The following is a 23,491-nucleotide window of genomic DNA, read 5'->3' as shown; positions in this document are numbered from 1 at the left end:
CCGACGGGGGTGTGTTTCACGTGAAACACACCCCACTGGGCCGAAGGGCATGTTTCACGTGAAACCAATCGATCCGCGTCTTCTTCGATACGCCCGCGCCACCCGTCTCTTCATGGGGGCCGTCGTCGGTCTGGGTGTCGTCGGCGCCGTGCTGGTCATCGCGCAGGCGATGCTCATAGCCGAAGTCGTGGTGGGCGCCTTCCAGCACGGCATGTCCGTCACCGAACTCCGCACCCCCTTGCTGCTGTTGGTGGCTGTGGCCGCCGGCCGGGGGCTCGTCTCCTGGCTCACCGAACTCGCCGCCCACCGGGCGAGCGCCTCGGTGAAGTCGGAGCTGCGGGGGCGGCTGCTGGAGCGTGCCGTCGCGCTGGGTCCCGGGTGGCTGAGCGGGCAGCGGACCGGATCGCTGGTCGCCCTGGCCACGCGGGGAGTCGACGCCCTCGACGACTACTTCTCGCGCTATCTGCCGCAGTTGGGGCTCGCGGTGGTCGTGCCGGTGGCGGTGCTGGCGCGGATCGTGACCGAGGACTGGGTCTCGGCGGCCATCATCGTCGGCACCCTGCCGCTCATCCCGATCTTCATGGTGCTGATCGGCTGGGCCACGCAGTCCCGGATGGACCGTCAATGGCAGCTGCTGTCCCGGCTGTCGGGGCACTTCCTGGATGTGGTCGCGGGTCTGCCGACCCTGAAGGTGTTCGGCCGGGCCAAGGCGCAGGCCGAGTCGATCCGGCGCATCACCGGCGAGTACCGGCGGGCGACCATGCGGACGCTGCGGATCGCCTTCATCTCCTCCTTCGCGCTGGAACTGCTGTCGACGCTGTCGGTGGCGCTGGTCGCCGTCACGATCGGCATGCGGCTCGTCCACGGCGAGATGGACCTGTACATCGGTCTGGTCATCCTGGTGCTGGCACCCGAGGCGTATCTGCCGTTGCGCCAGGTCGGGGCGCAGTACCACGCGGCGGCGGAGGGCCTGGCAGCCGCCGAGGAGATCTTCGCGGTGCTGGAGACGCCGGTGCCGGCCTCGGGCACCGCTGCCGTGGCGACGGGCGCCGTGGCCTTCGACGGGGTCACCGTCCGGTACCCCGGCCGGTCCGGGGACGCTCTCGCGGATGTGTCCTTCGCCGTGGAACCCGGGGAGACGGTCGCGCTCGTCGGGCCGAGCGGCGCGGGAAAGTCGACGCTGCTGAACGTCCTGCTGGGGTTCGTGCGGCCCGCCGAGGGCCGGGTCCTGGTCGGGGGAGTCGATCTCGCCGACGCGGACCTGGAGCAGTGGAGGTCGCGGATCGCCTGGGTGCCGCAACGGCCGCACCTGTTCGCCGGGACGATCGCCGAGAACGTGCGGCTCGCCCGGCCCGACGCCGACGACCTCGACGTGCGGCGGGCGTTGGGTGACGCGGGTGCGCTGGAGTTCGTGGACGCGCTGCCCGAGGGTGTCGGCACGGTGCTCGGCGAGGACGGGGCCGGTCTGTCCGCGGGGCAGCGGCAGCGGCTCGCGCTGGCCCGGGCGTTCCTCGCCGATCGGCCGGTGCTGTTGCTCGACGAGCCGACGGCGGCCCTCGACGGGGCGACCGAGGCGGAGATCGTGGCGGCGGTACGGCGGCTGGCGGTGGGACGGACCGTGCTGCTGGTGGTGCACCGGCCGGCGCTGCTGGAGGTGGCGGACCGGGTGGTGCGGCTGGAAGTCGCGGACCGGGTGGTGCGGCTGGAGGAACCGGCCGTCTCCCCCGCCCAACCGGAGACCGGGGGCACGGCGGCCGAGGCGCGTCCGATCGAGACGGAGGCCGGTCCCGCTCCCGTGCCGACCGCGCACGCGACGAGCACCATCGAGACGGCGAAGCCCGTGGCGGGCGCCCGAGGCGTTCTCGTGCGCGTCCGTGCCATGTCCGGGCCCCGACGCGGACAGCTCGCCCTCGCCCTGCTGCTCGGCAGCCTCGCGCTCGGCAGTGCCGTCGGTCTCATGGCCACCTCCGGGTGGCTCATCTCGCGGGCCTCGCAGCAGCCGCCCGTGCTGTATCTGATGGTGGCCGTCACGGCGACGCGCGCCTTCGGCATCGGCCGGGCCGTCTTCCGGTACGCGGAACGGCTCGTGTCGCACGACGCGGTGCTGCGGATGCTGGCCGAGACCCGGGTCGCCGTCTACTGGCGCCTGGAGCGGCTGGCGCCCGCCGGACTGCGGCGCGCCCGCCGCGGCGATCTGCTCTCCCGGCTCGTCACCGACGTGGACGCCCTTCAGGACTACTGGCTGCGCTGGCTGCTGCCCGCCGGTGCCGCCGTGGCCGTGTCCGCCGCGTCCGTGGGCTTCACCGCCTGGCTGCTTCCGGAGGCCGGGGCGGTCCTCGCCGTCGGGCTGCTCGCGGCCGGTGCCGGTGTTCCCATGCTCACCGGTGCGGTGGCCCGGCGCTCCGAGCGCAGGCTGGCCCCCGCTCGGGGCGTGCTGGCGACACGGGTGACCGATCTGCTCACCGGGACCGCTGAGTTGACCGTCGCCGGCGCCCTGTCCGGACGTACCGCCGAGGCGCGGCGGGCCGACGGGACGCTCACCCGGATCGCCTCGCGTGCCGCCACCGCCACCGCGCTCGGCGACGGGCTCACCGCGCTGTTCTCCGGTCTGACCGTCGCCGCGACCGCGCTCGTCGGCGCCCAGGCGGTGGCCGCCGGACGGCTGGGTGGTATCGCCATGGCCGTCGTCGTTCTCACTCCGCTGGCCGCCTTCGAGGCCGTTCTCGGTCTGCCGCTCGCGGTTCAGTACCGGCAGCGGGTGCGCCGTAGCGCGGAGCGGGTGTACGAGGTTCTGGACGCGCCCGAGCCCGTGCGGGAACCGGAGCGGCCCCGGCAGGCGCCCGCGTCGCCCTTCCCGGTGGTGGTCAGGGGCCTGGACGCCCGTCATGCCGGGCAGGACCGCGACGCGCTCACCGGACTCGATCTGACTCTGGAGAAGGGCCGCAGGGTCGCCGTGGTCGGACCGTCCGGATCCGGCAAGACGACGCTCGCCCAGACGCTGCTGCGCTTCCTGGACGCGGACTCCGGCTCGTACACGCTGGGCGGTGTGGACGCGAACGCGCTGGACGGCGACGACGTACGACGGCTCGTCGGGCTGTGTGCGCAGGACGCGCACCTCTTCGACAGCTCGGTGCGCGAGAACCTGCTGCTCGCCCGGAAGGACGCGACCGAGGACGAGCTGTGTGACGCGCTCGCACGGGCCCGGCTGCTGGACTGGGCCGAGGGTCTGCCCGACGGCCTGGACACGCTCGTCGGCGAGCACGGAGCACGCTTGTCGGGGGGACAGCGGCAGCGGCTGGCGCTGGCCCGGGCGTTGCTGGCCGACTTCCCCGTCCTCGTGCTCGACGAGCCCGCCGAGCACCTGGACCTGCCGACGGCCGACGCGCTGACCGCCGATCTGCTGGCCGCCACCGAGGGCCGTACGACCCTGCTCATCACCCACCGGCTGGCCGGCCTGGCGGCGGTGGACGAGGTGATCGTGCTGGACCGGGGACGGGTGGTGCAGCGCGGGACGTATGCCGAGCTGGCGGCTGTGGAAGGGCCGTTGCGGGGGATGGCGGAGCGGGAGGAGGCGGCGGATCTGCTGGTCGGGGTGCGGTGAGTGCGCATCCCGGCGAGCACGCGCCCCGATGAGTGCGCATCCCGGCGAGTACGTACTCCGGTGGGCGCTCACCCCAGTGAGCACGCGTCCCCGTGCGCGATGTGCCGCCCGTCCGGCTCGACTTTCCGTACCAAAGGGGACTAATTAGGCTCGGTGCATGTCTGCCGCCCCGTCCTCCGGAGTCCCCTCGCCCTCCCCTGCCCTGGACCTGCCGGCCCGGCCGGCGGCGCGGGTGCCACGGCTGCTGGAGGCGATGCGGTCCGTCGGCAGCGGTCTGGAGCTGCACTCCACGCTGGAACGCATCTGTGAGACGGCCGCGGCCCTGACCGGTGCCCGCTACGCGGCCCTCGGTGTGGTCGCCGAGGACGGGGACGGTCTCGACGACTTCGTCTTCCGCGGGGTCGGCACGGCGACCGCGCGGCGGATCGGACGGCTGCCCGACGGACGCAAGGGTCTGCTGGGGGCGCTGATCCGTGACCCGGAGCCGGTCCGGCTCGCGGACCTCGGCGAGGACCCGCGCGTGTGCGGTTTCCCCGAGCACCATCCGCCGATGCGCGGCTTCCTCGGCGTTCCCATCCGCGTCCAAGGCGAGATCTTCGGGAACCTGTACCTGACGGAGAAGCGCGGTGGCGCGTCCTTCGACGACGAGGACCTCGACATGGTGCGGGTGCTGGCCACGGAAGCCGGTATCGCCATCGGAAACGCCCGGCTGTACGAGGCGGCCCAGCAGCGCGAACGCTGGATCGACGGGTCGGTGGCCGTCACGACCGCCCTGTTGTCCGGCGGCGACGCCGACGACGCCCTCCAGGTGGTGGCCGAGCAGACGCGCCGGCTGTCCGGTTCTGCCGCCGGGATCGTGCTGCTGCCCGCCGACGAGGGCGGTCTGGAGATCGTCGCCGTGTCCGCGGACCGGCCCTCGAACGCGCTCGGCAGGGTGATCGGCCCCGAGAACGAGATCGTCGCCGAACTCCTGGACGGTCGGGCCGTGTTCGTCGAGGACGCGGCCGCCGACCCGCGCCTGGCCACCGGTCCCGCGGGACACTACGGCCCGATCATGATGCTGCCCCTGCAGAGCGACGGCCGGGTCCTGGGCGGTCTCGTCACGCCCCGCGCACGCGGGGAGCGGCCGTTCACGGAGGCGGAGCGGGCCCTTGCGGTCCAGTTCGCCTCGCAGGCCGCGCTCGCGCTGAAGATGGCCGAGGCACAGCGCGACCGCGAGCGGCTGGCGGTGTTCGAGGACCGCGACCGTATCGCCCGCGACCTGCACGACCTCGTCATCCAACGGCTGTTCAGCACCGGGATGATGCTGGAGAGCGCACAGCGCCGGTCGCTCGTGCCCGAGGTGCGCGACGGTGTGGCCAAGGCCGTCGACGCACTGGACGTCACCATCCAGGAGATCCGCACCGCGATCTTCGCGCTCCAGCAGGAGCCCTCCGAGACCCCGGCGGGACTGCGCACGCGCGTGCTGCGCGAGATCACCACGGCCGCCGTGCCGCTCGGCTTCACGCCCTCGTACCGCTTCGTCGGCCCGGTCGACAGCGTCGTCGGAGACGCCACCGGCAAGAACCTCATCGCTGCCCTGCGCGAGGCGCTCTCCAACGCCTTCCGGCACGCCGGGGCCCTGCGGATCGACGTCGTCGTGGATGCGACCGTGACGCTGCCGGACGGACGGCCCGGAGTGCGGCTGACCGTCGCGGACGACGGTGTCGGCATCCCCGAGGGCGGCCGGCGCAGCGGACTGCGGAACCTCCGGCGGCGCGCGGAGTCCCTCGGCGGAGACAGCCGCCACGGCCCCGGCATCGGGAAGGACGGCGGCGGTACGACGGTGGTGTGGCAGGCACCGCACTGACCCCGCACCGGCTCACTCCGCGGCATGGCCTCACTGACCCATCTGCCGCAACCGGTCCCCCACCCGTACGACTTGAACAGGACCGCGCCCCCTTGCCCGGGTCACGATCGCTGACATGCGCTCACCTCGCCGTCACCCGCTGCTCGTTCCGGCGCTGCTGTGCGCGTTCGCCGTGCTCGCGGCCCGGCCCACCGACACCACCGATGCCGCCGACAACGACGGCGCAGGCAGCCACGGAGCAACCGATGTGGGGGTCAGCGCGCAGGTGGCCCGGCTGTACGAGGACGCGGCCGTGGCGACGCGACAGTACGAGCAGGGGCGGACCGAGGCCGAGGCGCAGCGGGCACAGGCCCTGAGAGCCGAGGCGCTGCTCGACCGCGAGCGGCGGGAGATCGCCGTCCTGCACGAGGACCTGGGCCGGATCGCGCGGGCCCAGTACCGCAGCGGTGGCGGTCTGCCGCTGACCGCGCAGATCATCCTCGCGGGCAGCCCGGACGAGCTGATGCGGGGTCAGCACGTGTTCTCCCAGACGCAGCTCGCCGTCAACAACTCGATCGACAAGAGCCGCCGCGCCGAGTCCCGCCTGGCCGCGGACGAGGCGAAGGCGGCTGCCGCCTGGCAGGAGCTGGAGAAGCGGAACACCGAACTGGCGGATCTCAAGCGAGACATCGAGTCGAAGCTCGAACAGGCGCGGTGGCAGTTGCAGGGGCAGGCCGACGCCTCGGTCGCGGCCGGTGCCTGCCGTGGTGCCGTCCGCCTGAACCAGCCGCGGTCGGCTGTGACGAGCGCGTGGCTCGCCCCGGTGGAGACGTACGCGCTGTCCTCCGGCTTCGGCAGCGGCGGCGCCCGGTGGGCGAACCGGCACACCGGGCAGGACTTCGCGGTGCCGATCGGCACGCCGGTGCGCGCGGTCGGCACGGGCCGTGTGGTGAAGGTGTCGTGCGGGGGCGCTTTCGGCATCGAGATCGTCGTCGAGCACGCGGGCGGCTATTACACGCAGTACGCCCATCTCGCCGCCGTCACCGTCGACCAGGGCGACCGGGTCACGCCCGGGCAGTGGATCGGACAGTCGGGCACGACCGGCAACTCCACGGGCCCGCACCTGCACTTCGAGGTGCGGGTCACCCCGGAGATGGGTTCGGGCGTGGACCCGGTGCCGTGGCTGTCGGCTCGGGGAGTGGTACTGGGGTGAGTCGCCGGCGCCGCTATCCGCGCTCGGCCACGAGCCGCTCGATCACGACCGCGACCCCGTCCTCGTTGTTGGCGACCGTCCGGCCCGACGCGGCGGCGATCACATCCGGGTGCGCGTTGCCCATCGCGTACGACCGGCCGGCCCAGGTGAGCATCTCGACGTCGTTGGGCATGTCACCGAAGGCGACGACCTCCTCGTGCGAGATACCGCGTTCGGCGCAGCACAGCGCGAGCGTGCTGGCCTTGGAGACGCCGGGTCCGCTGATCTCCAGCAGGGCGCTGGGGCTGGAACGGGTCACGTTGGCACGCTCGCCGATGGCCAGCCGGGCGAGGGTGAGGAAGGCGTCCGGGTCGAGCGTGGGGTGGTAGGCGAGGATCTTGAGGACCGGCTCTGCGGCCCCGGGACCGTCCGGCGCCAACAGGTCCTCGGCGGGCTGGAGCTCGTCGGGGATCTCCATGTGCAGCTTCGGATAGGCGGGCTCCTGGTGGAAGCCGAAGGTCTGCTCGACGGCGTAGACCGTGCCCGGCGCGGCCTCGCGCAGCAGCCGTACGGCGTCGAGGGCGTTCTCCCGCTCCAGTTCCCGCACCTTCACGAAGCGGTGGGCACCGGGCCCGCCGTGCAGGTCGACGACCGCGGCGCCGTTGCCGCAGATGGCCAGGCCGTGGCCGTGGACGTGGTCGCTGACGACGTCCATCCAGCGTGCCGGACGCCCGGTGACGAAGAAGACCTCGATGCCCGCCTCCTCGGCGGCGGCGAGGGCCGCGACCGTGCGCGGGGAGACCGATTTGTCGTCGCGCAGGAGGGTGCCGTCCAGGTCGGTGGCTATCAGTCGCGGCGGGACGGTGGCGGCCGGGGTCTCGGGCTGTCGAGTCGCTGAGGTCACCCGCCCATTGTCCTTCAGATGGCCCGCACGGCCGTGCGGGCGTCCGCACATCTGAGGAGATACCGCCCCCACCTGCGCGTTCGTCGGCGCTGTCAGCGCAGTTGAGCCGGTGCTTCCATGGCGATCTGCTCGAAGATCTTCTCGTCGGCGGCGAAGTCCGAGTCCGGAACGGGCCAGTGGATCACGATCTCCGTGAAGCCGATCTCCCGGTGCCTGCCCGCGAAGTCCACGAACGCGTCGAGGGACCCGAGTGGACGGCGGCGGTCGGGCGTGAACCCGGTGAGCAGGATCCGGTCCATGCCGCTGACGTCCCGCCCCAGCGCGGCGCACGCGTCGGCCAGCTTCTCGTGCTGCCCGCGAATGGCTTGAACCGACTGGTCAGGTGTGCCGTTCTCGTACAGCCGTGGGTCGCCGGTGGTCACCCACGCCTGTCCGTACCGCGCGGCGAGCCCGAGCCCGCGCGGACCGGTCGCCGCGATGGCGAAGGGCAGCCGGGGCCGCTGCACACACCCGGGGATGTTGCGGGCCTCGTGCGCCGAGTAGAAGTCGCCCTCGTACGACACGGAGTCCTCGGTCAGCAGACGGTCGAGCAGCGGCACGAACTCCCCGAACCGGTCGGCCCGCTCCCGCGGGGTCCATGGCTCCTGCCCGAGCGCGGTGGCGTCGAAGCCGGTGCCGCCCGCGCCGATGCCCAGGGTGACCCGGCCGCCGGAGATGTCGTCGAGGGAGATCAGTTCCTTGGCGAGGGTCACCGGGTGCCGGAAGTTCGGCGAGGTGACCAGGGTGCCCAGGCGCAGGTGGTCGGTGACTCCGGCGGCCGCGGTCAGTGTGGGGACGGCTCCGAACCACGGTCCGTCCCGAAAGCTGCGCCAGGACAGGTGGTCGTAGGTGTAGGCGGTGTGGAAGCCGAGCTGCTCCGCGCGTTGCCATGCCTCGCGACTCCCCTCGTGCCAGCGGCGGTACGGGAGGATCACGGTGCTCAGACGCAGACTCATGGCACCGAGCGTATGCGTTCCGGAGGTGTTTCACGTGAAACAGTCACGGACCGTCATCGCGCGCGCCCGCTCAGCCACGGACTGAGGTTGATCACCGGCATCCACTCCTTGTGCGTACGGTCGCCCGGCAGCGGCACGATCAGGAAGTAGCCCGGCGGGAAGCGACGGCCCTTGACGTAGGCCAGGTCGTCGAAGACGGAGCGGAGGAAGGCGGGTACGTCGTCGCGCGCCACGTCGGGGCACTCCACGCCCTCGACCTCGATCAGCGCGTCGTCGTCCGGGTAGAGCCGCACGCTCACCCGGGGCGCTCCGCCGAACTCGACGAACGCCTCGTGCGGCAGGGATCCGTCCGGGTCGGTGGTGACGCCGACGCCCGCGGAGGTGCGGCGGGAGGTCCGGTCGGCGCCTATGTCGTGCGTGACCTCGATCTCGCGCCCGTATTCGGCGGCGAGGAGGCGCAGGGCGGTGACGGCGGACTCCGTGGAGGGAAAGTGGTCCATACCACTGATGATGGCGGACCGAGGGTCAGTGGCGCTCGGGAAACCGCAGGTAGCCGGGCGGCACGGCCTTGGTGAGCCACACCCCGTTGGCGCTCACGCGGAAGACATGGCCGTCGCGGTGCATGGCGCCCGTGTCCACGGACAGCACGACCGGACGGCCGCGGCGGGCGCCGACGCGGGTCGCCGTCTCCCGGTCGGGCGAGAGGTGCACGTCGTGCCGGTTCATGGGCCGCAGGCCCTCGGCGCGGATCGCGTCCAGGTGGCGGTCCACGGTCCCGTGGTAGAGGTACGGCGGCGGAGCCGCCGGTGCCAGTCCGAGGTCCACCTCGACGCTGTGGCCCTGGCTGGCCCGGATCCGGCTGCCGTCGACCGCGAAGCGCTGCTTGTCGTTGGCGGCGACGACGTGGTCCAGTTCCTCGCGGGTGAACCGGAACCCGTGTGCGGTGGCCGCGGCGATCAGCGTGTCGATCTCGACCCAGCCGGCCTCGTCGAGGCGGAGCCCAATGCGCTCGGGCTGGTGACGCAGATGCTTGGACAGGTACTTCGACACCTTCACGGTGCGTCTTTCATCCATCCGATCAGGATGACGGGGGAGACGCGCATCACGCATTTTGTTTTGCGGTCGATGTTTGATCCACAACCAACTGTAGTTATCCACAGGCTACTTGGCAGTTCTGTGGACAACTCCCCGACATGTCAGCCCTCTTCGTCAAGATCGTCAGGGGGCACCGCATTTGACGTGAGCGCATCCAACGCCCTTGCCCTCACCTCCCGTTCAGCCGCCAGCCCGATGAACTCCGCCGCCCTCTCCGCCCCAACCAACCGCTCCACCTCCCGCATTGTCTCCTCGGAGACGGACACGGAACGTGACATCGGGCGGGTCTGCGCGGGCTCCTCGCTCCCGAGGTGCTGCCGCAGCTGCCGTACGGCCAACAACCGCATCGCCCGTGCGAGTTCGGCGTCCACCGTCTGCTGCGCGAGTGGCCGCAGCCGTCGTACCAGTGAGGCCGCCGCGGCCGCGTCCGCGTCGGTCAGGTGGTGGGGTCCTTCGAGGTAGCGGGCGAAGACGTGCTCGGTGGTGAACTCCAGGAAACGCGCGGCGATGTGCTCGACCTGCCCCCTCAACTCCCGCAGATGGCCCGAGATCGCGGACAGCGGCACCCCCGCGGCGTGCAACTCGACGGCCACGGCCAGCTCTTGGGGGCTCGGTACGATGAAGGAGTCGTCGTCGCCGGGCACCGGCTCCAGTACGCCCAGCTCCACGGCCTCGGCGACCGCCGCGTCGTCCGGGGTGCCGCCGAACCGCTCCTCCAGCTCGGCACGCGAGATGCGTACCGCCTCCTCGTCGGTCCACGGACCGTCGACCTCGGCGACCAGCCCGAGCACCCCGCCCAGCCCGCGGCCCGCGTCCCACGCCTCCAGCAGCTCCTTGATGGACGCCAGGGTGTACCCGCGGTCGAGCAGACCGGCGATCTGGTGCAGACGCGCGAGATGGGCACCGGAGTAGAGGTTGGCCCGGCCGCGGCGTTCGGGGCGGGGGAGCAGGCCGCGGTCCTGGTAGGCGCGGATGGTACGGACGGTGGCGCCGCTGAAGTGGGCCAGGTCCTCTATCCGGTAGGCGGGGGGACCGGCCGGAACACGCCCCGCGGACGCCTCGGCCGGGCGGACGGGGCCGGTGCCCTTCGCCGCCCCGCTCACGTGGCCGCCCTCGCCGCCGGTGACCGCTTCAGATACGCCACGGCCCTGCTCAACGACCCTTCCCGGGACGGGTGGTACGACCTGCGGAGATACCGCGGCACCGCCGCCCCCAGCTCCCGCCAGGCGGGCAGGAGGCCCTTCCGTATCGCTCTGTCGTGCTCGGCGAGCGAGTAGCGCACCCGTCCCGCGAGCTGGGGGTCGTGGCGTATCAGGTATGCCGTCCCCCACACCCACAGGCCGAGCATCACCGGGGCGGTGACGGCCATGCCGGCGACGCGACGGGCATATCGGGGTGCGCCGGTGCCGGCGCAGTGCTGGTACATGTCGAAGGCGACCGCGCGGTGTTCGACCTCCTCGGCTCCGTGCCAGCGCAGCAGGTCGAGCATGACCTCGTCGGCCTCGGCCCGGTCCAGGCCCTCGGCGGTCAGGACCCAGTCGCCGAGCACCGCCGTGAACTGTTCGATCGCCGCGACGACCGCGAGCCGGAAGCGCAGCCACTCCCGCGGGGATATCGGAGCCCCGAGCGGCGGCCGTTCGCCGAGGAGTCGTTCGAAGAGGAGGTCGACGTATCGGGTGAAGTCCGTGGTGTCGAGTCGCTGGGCGGCCAGATGGTCCAGGACGTGGGTGTGCTGGACACTGTGGGTGGCCTCCTGGCCCATGAACCCCTTGACCTCGGCGAGCAGTTCGGGGTCGCGGACCAGGGGGAGGGCTTCCTTGAAGACCTTCACGAACCACCGCTCCCCCGCGGGCAGCAGCAGATGCAGCACGTTGATGACATGGGTCGCGGTCGGCTCGCCGGGGATCCAGTGCAAAGGCGTGCGCGACCAGTCGAAGGCCACCCTGCGGGGTGCGATCCGGTGGCTCACAGCGGTGGCTCCAGCCGTGCGATCGCCCGTAGCGCGCCGGGCGCCAGGCGGGACAGCAGGCGGGCACCGCGGGCTTCGGGTGTCACCGGGACCACGGCCTCGTTGCGCACGACCGCCCGCAGGATCGCGTCCGCGACCTTCTCCGGCGGGTAGTTCCGCAGCCCGTACAGCCGGGCGGTCCGCTTCTGGCGGCGCTTCTCCTCCTCGGCGTCGACCCCGGCGAAGCGGGCGGTGGAGGTGATGTTGGTGTTGACGAAGCCGGGGCATATCGCGCTCACCCCGATGCCCTGACCGGCCAGCTCCGCGCGCAGGCACTCGCTCAGCATCAGCACGGCCGCCTTGGAGGTGCCGTAGGCGGACAGCGCCTTGGAGGGCTGATAGGCCGCCGCCGACGCGGTGTTGACGATGTGGCCGCCCTGGCCGCGCTCGGTCATCTGCCGGCCGAAGAGCCGGCAGCCGTGGATCACGCCCCACAGGTTGACGTCGAGGACCTTCTTCCAGTCCTCGGGGGTGGTGTCGAAGAAGGAGCCGCCCAGTCCGATGCCGGCGTTGTTCACCAGGACGTCGACCACGCCGTACTCGGCGGCGACCTTGGCCGCGAGTTTCTCCATGGCCTGCTCGTCGGAGACGTCGACCGTCTCGGCCCAGCTCTGCGGGGCGCCGAGCAGGCGGGACAGTTCGGCGGTACGGGCGGCGGCCTCCGCGTCCCGGTCGACGGCCACCACGCGCGCCCCGGCCTCGGCGAAGGCGAACGCGGTGGCCCGGCCGATGCCGCTGCCGGCGCCGGTGACCAGGACGAGCTGCCCGCCGAACCAGTCGGCGTACTTCCCGGTGGCCGTCGACACGTCCGGCCGGCCACCCTCGACGGAGGTCACGAACTCCGTGATCCAGGCCGCCAGTCGGTCGGGCCGGGTGCGGGGGATCCAGTGCTTGGCCGGGAGCGTGCGCCGGGTCAGCTGCGGGACCCAACGGTCCAGGTCGTCGTAGAGCTTCTCGGACAGAAACGCGTCGTTCAGGGGCGTGATGAGCTGCACGGGCGCGTGTGCGTAGGCGTCCCGGCGGGGGCGGCACAGTCGGGAGCGGAGATTGTCGCGGTACAGCCAGGCCCCGTGGGCCGCGTCCTTGGGCAGGGACGAGGTCGGGTAGGTGCCGCCGGGGATCTTCTCGACGCGTTCCAGGAGGCGGGGCCAGTGTTTGCCGAGGGGGCCGCGCCAGGCCAGTTCGGGCAGCTTGGGGGTGTGCAGGGCGTACACGTACCAGGACCGGGCGCCCTGGCCGAGGAGTTGGGCGACCCGGCGCGGGGTGGGCCGCCGCAGGCGGGTGTCGATCCAGAGGCCGAGGTGGTCGAGGGAGGGTCCGGACATCGAGGTGAAAGAGGCGACGCGGCCCTCGGTGCGCCGGACGGTGACGAACTCCCAGGCCTGGACCGAGCCCCAGTCGTGTCCCACCAGGTGCACCGGCCGATGGGGGCTGACCGCGTCGGCGACGGCCAGGAAGTCGTCCGTCAGCTTCTCCAGGGTGAAGCCGCCGCGCAGCGGCCGCGGTGCCGTGGACCGGCCGTGGCCGCGGACGTCGTAGAGGACGACGTGGAAGCGTTCGGCGAGGCGGGGCGCGACCTCGGACCACACCTCCTTGCTGTCCGGATAGCCGTGCACCAGGACGACCGTCGGCGCCGACGGGTCGCCCAGTTCGGCGACGCACAGCTCGATCCCGCCGGTCCGTACCCGGCGCTCGCGCGCACCTTTCAGCACCGTCACTTCTCCTCCGCCCAGCGCCGCACGTGCGGCAGATCGTCGTCCAGCCAGAAGGCGCTCTGCTCGGGGTCCCGGGAGTCGGTGACGACCAGGATCTCCTCGAACTTCGCGCCCGTACCCCTGAAACCCAGGTGGGGTTCGACCGCCCACAGCCCCGGCTGGGGCGGGTGGTCGGAGAAGCGGTACCGCGACCACAGCGGGGACCAGCCTTCGCGGTGGCCGTGCAGGGCGTCGGCGGCCAGGCCCTTCAGGGACTGGGTCCCGAAGCCGAAGAGGTGCGGTGACCAGCGGCGTTCCCGGACGCGGTCGACCTTGTGCGCGATCACGCCGAAGGGGTAGGCGCGGTGCCGGTTGGCGTATCCCTGGCGGACCATGAGGCGGTCCACGTCCTCGTAGATCTCGCGCAGCGGGCGCCGCTCGCGAACCGAGTCCAGGATGAGCTCGCGGTGCACCTCCAGGTCGGCCATCAGCCGGTCCTGCACCGGGTTGATGCCGAGGGAGCCCGAGTAGCCGATGTCGGCCGTGAAGCCCTCGTACACCGGGGCCATGTCCAGGATGAACGGCATTCCCGGCTCAAGGCGGCGGTCGGTCGGGAAGAACTGGAGCGGTACGCGGAAGTTCACGAACGCCGTGCGGTCGCCGAACCAGGCGAAGGGGAGATGGAACCAGTCCTTCACCCCGCGCTCGCGCAGCCACACGCGCTGCATCCGCGCCGCCTCGCGCTCGGTGACGCCCGGCTCCAGCCGTGCCGCGACGGCTTCCGCGCACGCGTAGGCGAGCTGTTGGACCCGCCTGAATCCGCCCAGTTCAGCGGAGAGTTCGCTGCTCACTGCCGTCGTCATGCCGCCCCGTCTCCATCGACTGCGGTACGCGTCCGTAAGGTGACACTGGCGAATGTGACAGTAGTCGGAGGCGGCGTCAAGGGGCGGGTTCGGGGCTGTGGACAACCGGGCCTGTGGACAACCGGGGCCGTGGGAAACAGGGGTCGTGGTAACTCTCAGGCAGGGGTTCCCCTAGGGCCCCGTACATCTGGAGGCTGATACCAAGACGGCTCTGTGGGGTGACGACCCGCGTGGCGCAGGTCACTACCGTCGACGACGTGACTGTGATCGCGACCGAAAGCCTGAGCAAGCGGTTCCCCCGGGTGACCGCGCTTGACCGGCTCTCCGTGGACGTCGGGCCCGGTGTGACCGGACTCGTCGGAGCCAATGGAGCCGGCAAGTCCACACTGATCAAGATCCTTCTGGGTCTGTCCCCCGCCACCGAGGGCCGCGCCGAGGTGCTCGGCCTCGATGTCGCCACCAAGGGCGGTGACATCCGCGAGCGGGTCGGCTACATGCCGGAACACGACTGTCTGCCGCCCGACGTCTCGGCCACCGAGTTCGTCGTGCACATGGCCCGCATGTCCGGCCTGCCGCCCACCGCCGCCCGTGAACGCACCGCGGACACCCTGCGCCATGTCGGGCTGTACGAAGAGCGCTACCGTCCCATCGGCGGCTACTCCACCGGCATGAAGCAGCGCGTGAAGCTCGCGCAGGCCCTCGTCCACGACCCGCAGCTGGTCTTCCTGGACGAGCCGACCAACGGCCTCGACCCGGTCGGCCGCGACGAGATGCTCGGCCTCATCCGCCGCATCTACACCGACTTCGGCATCTCCGTCCTGGTCACCTCCCACCTGCTGGGCGAACTGGAACGCACCTGCGACCACGTCGTCGTCGTCGACGGCGGCAAGCTCCTGCGCTCCAGCTCCACCACCGACTTCACCCAGACCACGACGACCCTCGCGATCGAGGTCACCGACACCGACGAGCACCCCGACGGCACCCGAGCGGTCCGAGAAGCGCTCCACGCGCGCGGGGTGGACCTTCTGGAGGGCGGCGGAGGCCTGCCGGGCGCCGGCCACGTGCTGCTGCTCACGGCGCAGGGCGAGGAGACCTACGACCTGGTGCGCGACGTGGTCGCCGACCTCGGCCTCGGCCTGGTGCGCATGGAACAGCGCAGGCACCACATCTCCGAGGTCTTCACGGACAGCGACGCCCAGCAGGACACACAGCGGAAGGAGGCGGTCGGCCATGGCGGTTGAGCACCCCGTAGCGGCAACCCCGGGTGACCAGACCCGCATCCACAACATCGGCTACCGCGCCTACGACGGCCCCCGTCTCGGCCGCTCGTACGCCACGCGCTCGCTGTACTCGCAGTCCCTGCGCGGCTCCTACGGCCTCGGCCGCTCGGTGAAGTCCAAGGTGCTGCCGATGCTGCTGTTCGTGGTGATGTGCGTGCCCGCGGCCATCATGGTCGCCGTCGCCGTCGCCACCAAGGCGAAGGACCTGCCCCTGGACTACACGCGCTACGCGATCGTCCTCCAGGCCGTCATCAGCCTGTACGTCGCCTCGCAGGCACCCCAGTCCGTCTCACGCGACCTGCGCTTCAAGACCGTTCCGCTGTACTTCTCGCGGCCGATCGAGACGGCCGACTACGTCCGCGCGAAGTTCGCGGCCCTCGCCTCGGCGCTGTTCATCCTCACCGCGGCCCCGCTGGTCGTGCTCTATGTGGGCGCCCTGCTGGCCAAGCTGGACTTCGCCGACCAGACCAAGGGCTTCGGCCAGGGGCTCGTGTCCGTGGCACTGCTCTCCCTGCTCTTCGCCGGCCTCGGCCTGGTCATCGCCTCGGTCACCCCGCGCCGCGGCTTCGGCATCGCGGCCGTGATCGCCGTCCTGACCATCTCCTACGGTGCCGTCTCCACCCTTCAGGCCATCGCCGAGGCGCAGGACGCCGCCGGCTCCATCGCCTGGATGGGCCTCTTCTCGCCCATCACGCTCATCGACGGACTCCAGTCCGCGTTCCTCGGCGCCACCTCGGCATTCCCGGGCGGAGTCGGACCGACGAACGGGGAGGGCGTGGTCTACCTCCTCGTCACCCTCGGCCTGATCGCCGCCTGCTACGGCCTTCTGATGCGCCGCTACCGAAAGGTCGGACTGTGACCACGCTCACCATCGACCACGTCTCGCGCTGGTTCGGCAACGTGGTCGCCGTCAACGACATCACCATGACGATCGGCCCCGGCGTGACCGGACTCCTCGGCCCCAACGGCGCCGGAAAGTCCACCCTCATCAACATGATGGGCGGCTTCCTCGCCCCCTCCACCGGCACCGTCACCCTCGACGGACAGCCTGTGTGGCGCAACGAGGCGATCTACAAGCACATCGGCATCGTCCCCGAGCGCGAGGCGATGTACGACTTCCTCACCGGCCGCGAATTCGTCGTCGCCAACGCCGAGTTGCACGGCCTGGGCGCCGTGGCCGCCCAGCAGGCGCTGGCCACGGTCGAGATGGAGTACGCCCAGGACCGCAAGATCCAGACGTACTCCAAGGGCATGCGCCAGCGCGTGAAGATGGCCAGCGCCCTCGTCCACGACCCGTCGCTGCTCCTGCTCGACGAGCCCTTCAACGGCATGGACCCGCGCCAGCGCATGCAGCTCATGGACCTGCTCCGGCGTATGGGCGACGAGGGCCGCACGGTGCTGTTCTCGTCCCACATCCTCGAAGAGGTCGAGCAACTCGCCCGCCACATCGAGGTCGTCGTCGCCGGACGGCACGCGGCCAGCGGCGACTTCCGCCGCATCCGCCGCCTGATGACCGACCGCCCGCACCGCTACCTGGTGCGTTCCAGCGACGACCGCGCCCTCGCGGCCGCGCTGATCGCCGACCCGTCGACGGCCGGCATCGAGGTGGACCTCGCCGAGGGCGCGTTGCGCATCCAGGCCGTCGACTTCGGCCGCTTCACCGCCCTGCTGCCGAAGGTCGCCCGCGACCACGGCATCCGGCTGCTCACGGTCTCGCCGTCCGACGAGTCCCTCGAGTCCGTGTTCTCGTATCTGGTCGCGGCGTAGGAGGCCACAGATGTACGACCCCACAGTCGCCCGACTCACCTACCGGGCCCTGCTCGGTCGCCGCCGGGCCCTCATCCTGGGCGCGCTGCCCGTCCTGCTGATCGTGATCGCGGTGATCGTCCGCGGTCTGGTCGGCGCCGACGACCAGACGACGGCCGACCTGCTGGGCGGGCTCGCGCTCGCCACGATGGTGCCGATCATCGGTGTCATCGCCGGCACGGGCGCGATCGGCCCGGAGATCGACGACGGCTCGGTGGTGTACCTGCTGTCCAAGCCGATCAAACGACCCACGATCATCTTCACCAAGCTGATCGTCGCGGTCGCCGTGACCATGGTGTTCTCCGCGGTGCCGACCCTGATCGCGGGCCTCATCCTCAACGGCAACGGCCAACAGATCGCCGTCGCCTACACGGTGGCCGCGCTGGTCGCCTCCATCGCGTACGCGGCGCTCTTCCTGCTGCTCGGCACGGTGTCGCGGCACGCGGTGGTGTTCGGGCTGGTCTACGCGCTCGTCTGGGAGGCCCTGTTCGGCTCCCTGGTGGCCGGGGCCCGCACCCTCAGCGTCCAGCAGTGGTCGCTGGCCGTGGCCCACAAGGTCGCGGGCGGGGACCTGGTGACCTCGGACGTCGGGCTCCCGACGGCCACGGTCCTGCTCGTCGTGGTGACCGTGCTGGCCACCTGGTACGCGGGACAGAAGCTGCGGTCGCTGACGCTGGCGGGTGAGGAGTAGACGCCGGCGGGCGACGAGGTGACGTCCCGCTTATTGACAGGGACTTCACCTCTGTCCGGGCACACTGGACAAACGGGGACGCACGGGAAGGCACGGCCAGGAGGACGGGGATGACGGACGAGACAGCACAGCACGACGGTCGTGGCCGGTCCGAGGGCGTGTGGGACGACCTCGTCCTGGACGAGGACTTCATACGATCCGCCGAGACCTCCGAGCCGTCCGCCCGGGCCCGTATGCTCACCGCCCGTTGGCGCGGCAAGGAGCCCGAGCCGCAGCCCTGGCGCTCCGACGAGCCGCCCGCCGGGTGGTTCTTCAGCAAGGGGCGCCGGCGCAGGTGGCGGCGCCGCTGAGCTCCTGACGGCCGGTTAATTCGGTGGCGTCCGACTCGGCGTACAGGCACGATGGTTGTGTCCACGACGCCGGGTCGAACCGGCGCCAGATTCTGGGAGAGGAGCGGGGCGATGTCCATGCACGGCAGTACGTCCAGCTCCCTTCAGGGCAGCCCGCGGCGGGCTCCGGAGTAGTTACCCCTCCGTGGAGCCCGCCCGCACGGGGAGCTGCCCGGGGCGGCCGCTTCGAGCACGCGAATCGCACTCGCGTGGGCCGCCCACCCGGAGGATTGGCCGAGTGGTAAGGCACTGGCTTGCACTGTGTTTGATCAAAGGCAGCCAAGGTCGGGTGTGAAAGCCCGCGCACGTTCGATTCGTGCATCCTCCGCGAGACGTTGTCACTGGGACTTGGCCGGGGTTTTCCTGGCCGGGGGTATGTCGAGAGAGGTCCGGGGGCGTGCTGTGAGGGTTCTCCGCGCGGCTTCTTGATGCTTCGGGGGGGGACACGCTCGCGTAGGTCTGCCGGGAAGTTGGTTGGCGCGTGAGCTGTCCGGTGTGCCGGGGGACCGTGGTCTGCGATGTCGAGTGCCGCGGCTTCCTGTCCGGGTGTCGCGGCCCTCGAACTGGGCGTCGGGCTCGTCCCCGTCCGTAAGGGTTGCCCTCCGCGAGGGAGAGGGCCTGCTCCCCGAGAGGAGGCCGATCGGCCTCGGCGCGAGTCGCAAGTCATCAGGTCTCACTGGCAGTCGGGGCCTTGGACTCAGGGAGCCTGAGCCATCAATCCACCCCGGTCCGTCGGGCCGGGTGTCGTCCTGACGGTGAACTTGAGCCGACAGCCCGTGCGTCGACGGCCGGGGTCACTTGCCCGAGCCGTCGCCTTCGGACGGTGCGGGCCGCAGTCGGCGTAGGTCCTTGTGGGCGTGAGCTGAGGCCTTTGGCTCGCGTGCTGCCCCGAGCTGTCGGCTCGCGCGGTGGGTTCAGTTCTCAACCTGCTTTGGCGGCGCGCACTTTCAGCCCGTACACGCATGCTGCCCTTCGCTACAGCTGTCGGCTCCGGGCGTCGGCCGAGGTCTCCAACCCGCGTGCTGCCCCGAGCCAGCAGCTCACGCGGTGGGTTCAGTGCCCAACCCGCGCTGACAGCCCAGATCTTCAGCCCGTGCAGGCGCCCCGAGTCCTCCGCTCCAGCGATAGACCTGGACATGACCCCAAGCCCTCAGGCCGCGCGATGGCCTCAGCCCTCGGCCCAAACCCGAACACTCAACCGACGCCGCCTGCACAGACCTTCAGCCCGTGCAGGCACCCCCGAGCCACCGGCTCCAAGCCCCCGCGGACCCTGGACGTGGGCTCGAAGCCCTCAGCCCAGCAGCCGTTCCAGGACGACCGCGATTCCGTCGTCGTCGTTGGAGGCGGTGACCTCGTCGGCGACGGACTTGAGGTCGGTGTGGGCGTTGCCCATGGCGACGCCGTAGGAGGACCAGGCGAACATGGGGAGGTCGTTGGGCATGTCGCCGAAGGCGATGGTGTCGGCGGCCTTGAGGCCGAGGCGGCGGGCGGCGAGGGAGAGGCCCGTGGCCTTGGAGAGGCCGAGGGGGAGGAGCTCGACGATGCCCTCGCCGGCCATGGTGACGGTGACGAAGCCGCCCGCGATCCGGCCGGCCACCTCGGCGAGCTCGTCGTCCGTGAGGGTCGGGTGCTGGATGTAGATCTTGTTCAGGGGGGCGGCCCAGAGGTCGGCCGCGTCGGTGAGAGGGGTCGAGGGGAGCGCGCCGACGACCGAGTACCCGGCCCCGACCAGCACCTCGCCGTCCAGCCCGTCGCGGCTCGCCGCGAGGAACAGCGGCCCGACCTCCGCCTCGATCTTGGCCAGCGCCACCCCGGCCAGCTGCCGGTCCAGGGTCACCGACGTCAGCAGGCGGTCCTCGCCGACGTGGTACACCTGCGCGCCCTGGCCGCAGACGGCGAGGCCCTGGTAGCCCAGGTCCTCCAGGACGGGGCGGGTCCACGGGGCGGAGCGGCCCGTCACCACGATGTGCGCGGCACCCGCCGCGGTGGCCGCGGTGAGCGCCTCACGGGTGCGCTCCGAGACCGACTGGTCGGACCGCAGAAGCGTTCCGTCGAGGTCGGTCGCGACGAGCTGGTAGGGGAAGGCCGTACTTCCCTGGCGTGCCGTACTCACTTGGCGACGGGCTCCAGGATCTCCCGGCCGCCCAGGTACGGGCGCAGCACCTCGGGCACCCGGACGGAGCCGTCGGCCTGCTGGTGGTTCTCCAGGATCGCCACGATGGTGCGCGGTACGGCGCACAGCGTGCCGTTGAGCGTCGCCAGCGGCTTGACCTGCTTGCCGTCACGGACGCGGATCGACAGCCGGCGGGACTGGAACTCGGTGCAGTCCGAGGTCGAGGTCAGCTCGCGGTACTTGCCCTGGGTCGGGATCCACGCCTCGCAGTCGAACTTGCGGGCGGCCGAGGAGCCGAGGTCGCCGGAGGCCACGTCGATGACCCGGAACGGCAGCTCCAGGGAGGTCAGCCACTGCTTCTCCCACTCCAGCAGGCGCTGGTGCTCGGCCTGCGAGTCCGCCGGGTCGACGTACGAGAACATCTCGACCTTGTCGAACTGGTGCACGCGGAAGATGCCCCGGGTGTCCTTGCCGTGCGAGCCGGCCTCTCGGCGGAAGCAGGGCGAGAAACCGGCGTAGCGCAGCGGCAGCCGGTCGGCGTCGATGATCTCGTCCATGTGGTACGCGGCGAGCGCGACCTCGGACGTGCCGACCAGGTAGAGGTCGTCCTTGTCGAGGTGGTAGACGTCCTGGGCCGCCTGGCCGAGGAAGCCGGTGCCGGCCATGGACTGCGGGCGGACCAGCGCGGGCGTCAGCATCGGCGTGAAGCCTGCCGCGGTGGCCTGCGCGATCGCCGCGTTGACGAGCGCCAGCTCCAGGAGGGCGCCCACGCCCGTCAGGAAGTAGAAGCGCGAGCCGGAGACCTTGGCGCCACGCTCGGTGTCGATCGCGCCGAGGATCGTGCCGAGCTCCAGGTGGTCCTTGGGCTCGAAGCCCTCGGCGCCGAAGTCGCGGATCGTGCCGTGCGTCTCCAGCGTGACGAAGTCCTCCTCGCCGCCGACGGGCACGTCGGGGTGGACGAGGTTGCTCAGCTGGAGAAGGAGCTCCCTGGTCTCGGCGTCGGCCGCGTCGCGCTCGGCGTCGGCGGCCTTGACGTCGGCGGCGAGCTGGCCGGTCTTCTTCAGCAGCTCGGCCTTCTCGTCCCCGGACGCCTTGGGGATCAGCTTGCCGAGCTGCTTCTGCTCGGCGCGCAGCTCGTCGAAGCGGACGCCGGACGACCTGCGCCGCTCGTCGGCGGACAGGAGGGAGTCGACGAGCGCGACGTCCTCTCCACGGGCGCGCTGGGACGCGCGCACACGGTCGGGGTCCTCACGGAGCAGGCGAAGGTCAATCACGGGGCCAAGGCTACCGGTGCGCGGTCACGCCTCTCGACTCACTATTGCGAAACGCGCCTTACGTTCTGTTATGGGGTAATTGCCCTATGTGTTCCGTGATGTGATTCATCGCGTGTGCCGCGTGGGTGCCGCCGTGTCAATGAAAAGCGTCCCACTCCCTGGAACGGGGCACGTGCGCGGCGGCTGGTTGACTCGATTCCCTTGTGCGGAAGGGGACTTGGGGTGCGGCTGTCCACAGGAATCCACACCCTCCGAAAAGTTATCCACAGGCTGTGTGGAAGATCTGTGGACTTCGGAATTGATCACTCCGAAACGCGTCGGTGACACCGAGGATTCCCGGCACAAACCCCACTTACCCCCACTTTCGAGTGGAAAGAGGTCGCCCCAAAGGATTGACCAAGGGAAAAGAGTGGACGAAGGGTGATGTGTGTGACGGTGAACGCGGAGGCGGCCTGTAGGCCGATTTGTCGACAGAGTGGCGCTTCGCTGTCGACTTGTCCCCAGGTCGAGAAGCCCACCTGTGGATAACTCCTGTGGATAACTAAAATCTGCAGGTAAGACCGGGCCCGCACCAGCCCGACCGCCTCAGCCCGAGCGACTCAGGACGCCTCAGGCCCGACCGGCTCAAGACCGGCCGTCCTGGCACCGGGCCACCCAGTCCGCCGCCGAGACGAACTCCTCGTCGGACGTCCCCGGCCGCGGCGCGCTCACGTCCCTGACGCTCACGCCCGCACGCGGGTACGACCCGAGGAACCGCACTTCCAGGCAGATCCGCTTGAGTCCCATCAGGGCCTCGGATACCCGGCGGTCGGAGATATGGCCCTCGGCGTCGATGCAGAAGCAGTAGTTGCCGATGCCCGCACCGGTCGGCCGGGACTGCAACAGCATCAGGTTGATCCCCCGGGTGGCGAACTCGCCGAGCAGGTCGCGCAGCCCACCGGGGTGGTCGTCGCGCTGCCACAGCACCACGGACGTCTTGTCGGCGCCGGTCGGCGCGGCGGGCCGGGCGGGGCGGCCGACCAGCACGAACCGCGTCTGCGCGTTCTCGGCGTCGTGGATCCCGGTCTCCAGGGCCTGAAGGCCGTACCGGGCGGCCGCGAACTCGCCGGCGAACGCGGCGTCGTACTGGCCCTCCTGGACCAGCCGGGCGGCGTCCGCGTTCGAGGCGGCCGACTCCCAGTGGGCGTCGGGGAGGTTGCTCTTCAGCCAGTTGCGCACCTGGGGCTGGGCGGCCGGGTGGGCGGAGACCGTCTTGATGTCCGACAACTTGGTGCCCGGCCGCACGAGCAGCGCGAAGGTGATCGACAGCAGCACCTCGCGGTAGATCATCAGCGGCGCGCCCGCGACCAGCTCGTCGAGGGTCGTGGTGATGCCGCCCTCGACGGAGTTCTCGATCGGCACGAACGCGGCCTCGGCCTCGCCGGCCCGCACCGCGTCCAGCGCGGACTGCACGGACACGTACGGGATCAGCTCACGCGTGGCCGCCTCGGGAAGCGTGCGCAGGGCGACTTCGGTGAAGGTGCCCTCAGGGCCGAGATACGCATAGCTCGCTGGCATGACCTCACCCTAATGGCCCTTGCCAAACCAGGCGCGGATGTCCCAGGTCAGCCCCTCCGCTGAGTGAACCGGCGTGACCACGGCCCGCCCCGAGCGTTCGCGTGACACCGACACCGACACCGACACCGACACCGACACCGACACCGACACCGACACCGACACCGACACCGACACCGACACCGACACCGACACCGGCTCCGC

The 23,491-nt window shown here is 71.1% G+C and carries 20 protein-coding genes and 1 tRNA gene; 9 read left to right on the top strand and 12 right to left on the bottom strand.

Annotated elements, in window-relative coordinates:
* Positions 1-49 precede the first annotated feature (49 nt).
* The 3 genes from cydD (at position 50) to SLINC_RS22365 (ending at position 6,642) form a co-directional block, all read left to right on the top strand.
* The gene (cydD, locus tag SLINC_RS22375) at positions 50-3,601 is read left to right on the top strand and encodes a thiol reductant ABC exporter subunit CydD (RefSeq protein WP_067435995.1); all 3,552 of its coding nucleotides are present in this window, start codon (positions 50-52) and stop codon (positions 3,599-3,601) included.
* Between the two features lie 157 nt (positions 3,602-3,758).
* Positions 3,759-5,450 carry a GAF domain-containing sensor histidine kinase gene (locus SLINC_RS22370; protein ID WP_067435993.1) on the top strand — a complete coding sequence of 564 codons (1,692 nt, stop codon included), beginning with the start codon at positions 3,759-3,761 and terminating at the stop codon, positions 5,448-5,450.
* A gap of 115 nt (positions 5,451-5,565) precedes the next feature.
* Complete coding sequence (locus SLINC_RS22365; protein ID WP_067435990.1) at positions 5,566-6,642, top strand: M23 family metallopeptidase; 1,077 nt, start codon at positions 5,566-5,568, stop codon at positions 6,640-6,642.
* 13 nt (positions 6,643-6,655) lie between these two features.
* Here SLINC_RS22365 and SLINC_RS22360 read toward each other — a convergent pair whose 3' ends face one another.
* From SLINC_RS22360 to SLINC_RS22325, 8 genes are all read right to left on the bottom strand, one after another.
* A complete protein-coding gene (locus SLINC_RS22360; protein ID WP_067435988.1) occupies positions 6,656-7,525 on the bottom strand; it encodes a Cof-type HAD-IIB family hydrolase in 870 nt (289 codons plus the stop codon).
* Positions 7,526-7,617: 92 nt separating this feature from the next.
* A complete protein-coding gene (locus SLINC_RS22355) occupies positions 7,618-8,520 on the bottom strand; it encodes an LLM class flavin-dependent oxidoreductase (RefSeq protein WP_067435985.1) in 903 nt (300 codons plus the stop codon).
* 53 nt (positions 8,521-8,573) lie between these two features.
* Entirely contained in the window at positions 8,574-9,020 is a 447-nt protein-coding gene (locus SLINC_RS22350) for a hypothetical protein (RefSeq protein WP_067435982.1), read from the bottom strand.
* A 25-nt stretch (positions 9,021-9,045) separates the two neighbouring features.
* Complete coding sequence (locus SLINC_RS22345) at positions 9,046-9,594, bottom strand: RNA 2'-phosphotransferase (RefSeq protein WP_107406657.1); 549 nt, start codon at positions 9,592-9,594, stop codon at positions 9,046-9,048.
* A gap of 122 nt (positions 9,595-9,716) precedes the next feature.
* The gene (locus SLINC_RS22340; protein ID WP_067445598.1) at positions 9,717-10,631 is read right to left on the bottom strand and encodes a MerR family transcriptional regulator; all 915 of its coding nucleotides are present in this window, start codon (positions 10,629-10,631) and stop codon (positions 9,717-9,719) included.
* A gap of 83 nt (positions 10,632-10,714) precedes the next feature.
* Complete coding sequence (locus SLINC_RS22335) at positions 10,715-11,584, bottom strand: metal-dependent hydrolase (protein WP_067435977.1); 870 nt, start codon at positions 11,582-11,584, stop codon at positions 10,715-10,717.
* Positions 11,581-13,341: an SDR family oxidoreductase gene (locus SLINC_RS22330; RefSeq protein ID WP_067435975.1), complete on the bottom strand. Its 1,761-nt coding sequence runs from the start codon at positions 13,339-13,341 to the stop codon at positions 11,581-11,583. The genes SLINC_RS22335 and SLINC_RS22330 overlap by 4 nt, the downstream gene beginning before the upstream one ends.
* Positions 13,338-14,180, bottom strand: coding sequence for a M24 family metallopeptidase (locus SLINC_RS22325; RefSeq protein ID WP_067435972.1), 843 nt, complete (start codon positions 14,178-14,180; stop codon positions 13,338-13,340). The genes SLINC_RS22330 and SLINC_RS22325 overlap by 4 nt, the downstream gene beginning before the upstream one ends.
* Positions 14,181-14,443: 263 nt before the next feature.
* Here SLINC_RS22325 and SLINC_RS22320 point away from each other — a divergent pair, with 263 nt between their 5' ends.
* The 6 genes from SLINC_RS22320 to SLINC_RS48055 all read left to right on the top strand — a co-directional run bounded on the left by SLINC_RS22320 (position 14,444) and on the right by SLINC_RS48055 (position 18,674).
* Complete coding sequence (locus SLINC_RS22320) at positions 14,444-15,421, top strand: ABC transporter ATP-binding protein (RefSeq protein ID WP_067445596.1); 978 nt, start codon at positions 14,444-14,446, stop codon at positions 15,419-15,421.
* Positions 15,411-16,319: an ABC transporter permease subunit gene (locus tag SLINC_RS22315; protein WP_067435969.1), complete on the top strand. Its 909-nt coding sequence runs from the start codon at positions 15,411-15,413 to the stop codon at positions 16,317-16,319. The genes SLINC_RS22320 and SLINC_RS22315 overlap by 11 nt, the downstream gene beginning before the upstream one ends.
* Positions 16,316-17,227, top strand: a complete 912-nt coding sequence (locus SLINC_RS22310) for an ABC transporter ATP-binding protein (RefSeq protein ID WP_067435966.1) — start codon at positions 16,316-16,318, stop codon at positions 17,225-17,227. Before SLINC_RS22315 ends, SLINC_RS22310 begins: the two co-directional genes overlap by 4 nt.
* Positions 17,228-17,237: 10 nt before the next feature.
* Positions 17,238-17,957 carry an ABC transporter permease gene (locus SLINC_RS22305; protein WP_067435963.1) on the top strand — a complete coding sequence of 240 codons (720 nt, stop codon included), beginning with the start codon at positions 17,238-17,240 and terminating at the stop codon, positions 17,955-17,957.
* 110 nt (positions 17,958-18,067) lie between these two features.
* Positions 18,068-18,307 (top strand): SGM_3592 family protein, encoded by a 240-nt coding sequence (locus SLINC_RS22300; RefSeq protein ID WP_067435960.1) that lies wholly within the window; start codon positions 18,068-18,070, stop codon positions 18,305-18,307.
* 263 nt (positions 18,308-18,570) lie between these two features.
* Positions 18,571-18,674: transfer RNA gene (locus SLINC_RS48055), tRNA-OTHER, on the top strand.
* A 963-nt stretch (positions 18,675-19,637) separates the two neighbouring features.
* Here SLINC_RS48055 and SLINC_RS22295 read toward each other — a convergent pair.
* The 4 genes from SLINC_RS22295 to SLINC_RS48835 all read right to left on the bottom strand — a co-directional run bounded on the left by SLINC_RS22295 (position 19,638) and on the right by SLINC_RS48835 (position 23,482).
* Positions 19,638-20,459, bottom strand: coding sequence for an HAD family hydrolase (locus tag SLINC_RS22295; protein ID WP_067435957.1), 822 nt, complete (start codon positions 20,457-20,459; stop codon positions 19,638-19,640).
* Positions 20,456-21,733 carry a serine--tRNA ligase gene (serS, locus tag SLINC_RS22290; RefSeq protein WP_067435954.1) on the bottom strand — a complete coding sequence of 426 codons (1,278 nt, stop codon included), beginning with the start codon at positions 21,731-21,733 and terminating at the stop codon, positions 20,456-20,458. Before serS ends, SLINC_RS22295 begins: the two co-directional genes overlap by 4 nt.
* A 624-nt stretch (positions 21,734-22,357) precedes the next feature.
* Positions 22,358-23,290 (bottom strand): prephenate dehydratase, encoded by a 933-nt coding sequence (pheA, locus tag SLINC_RS22285; RefSeq protein ID WP_067435951.1) that lies wholly within the window; start codon positions 23,288-23,290, stop codon positions 22,358-22,360.
* 9 nt (positions 23,291-23,299) lie between these two features.
* Positions 23,300-23,482 (bottom strand): hypothetical protein, encoded by a 183-nt coding sequence (locus tag SLINC_RS48835; RefSeq protein ID WP_161566085.1) that lies wholly within the window; start codon positions 23,480-23,482, stop codon positions 23,300-23,302.
* Positions 23,483-23,491: the final 9 nt, after the last annotated feature.

It is taken from the genome of Streptomyces lincolnensis, assembly GCF_001685355.1.
In the GTDB taxonomy this organism is placed as follows: domain Bacteria; phylum Actinomycetota; class Actinomycetes; order Streptomycetales; family Streptomycetaceae; genus Streptomyces; species Streptomyces lincolnensis.
Note: the sequence above shows the minus strand (reverse complement) of the source record. Positions and strands in the feature narration are given on the sequence as shown.

What these genes read in the sequence shown, in the direction of transcription:
- cydD (WP_067435995.1), top strand. Translation starts at nt 50, where the DNA reads ATGTTTCACGTGAAACCAATCGATCCGCGTCTTCTTCGATACGCCCGC.
- SLINC_RS22370 (WP_067435993.1), top strand. Translation starts at nt 3,759, where the DNA reads ATGTCTGCCGCCCCGTCCTCCGGAGTCCCCTCGCCCTCCCCTGCCCTG.
- SLINC_RS22365 (WP_067435990.1), top strand. Translation starts at nt 5,566, where the DNA reads ATGCGCTCACCTCGCCGTCACCCGCTGCTCGTTCCGGCGCTGCTGTGC.
- SLINC_RS22355 (WP_067435985.1), bottom strand. Translation starts at nt 8,520, where the DNA reads ATGAGTCTGCGTCTGAGCACCGTGATCCTCCCGTACCGCCGCTGGCAC.
- SLINC_RS22350 (WP_067435982.1), bottom strand. Translation starts at nt 9,020, where the DNA reads ATGGACCACTTTCCCTCCACGGAGTCCGCCGTCACCGCCCTGCGCCTC.
- SLINC_RS22345 (WP_107406657.1), bottom strand. Translation starts at nt 9,594, where the DNA reads ATGGATGAAAGACGCACCGTGAAGGTGTCGAAGTACCTGTCCAAGCAT.
- SLINC_RS22325 (WP_067435972.1), bottom strand. Translation starts at nt 14,180, where the DNA reads ATGACGACGGCAGTGAGCAGCGAACTCTCCGCTGAACTGGGCGGATTC.
- SLINC_RS22315 (WP_067435969.1), top strand. Translation starts at nt 15,411, where the DNA reads ATGGCGGTTGAGCACCCCGTAGCGGCAACCCCGGGTGACCAGACCCGC.
- SLINC_RS22305 (WP_067435963.1), top strand. Translation starts at nt 17,238, where the DNA reads ATGTACGACCCCACAGTCGCCCGACTCACCTACCGGGCCCTGCTCGGT.
- SLINC_RS22300 (WP_067435960.1), top strand. Translation starts at nt 18,068, where the DNA reads ATGACGGACGAGACAGCACAGCACGACGGTCGTGGCCGGTCCGAGGGC.
- pheA (WP_067435951.1), bottom strand. Translation starts at nt 23,290, where the DNA reads ATGCCAGCGAGCTATGCGTATCTCGGCCCTGAGGGCACCTTCACCGAA.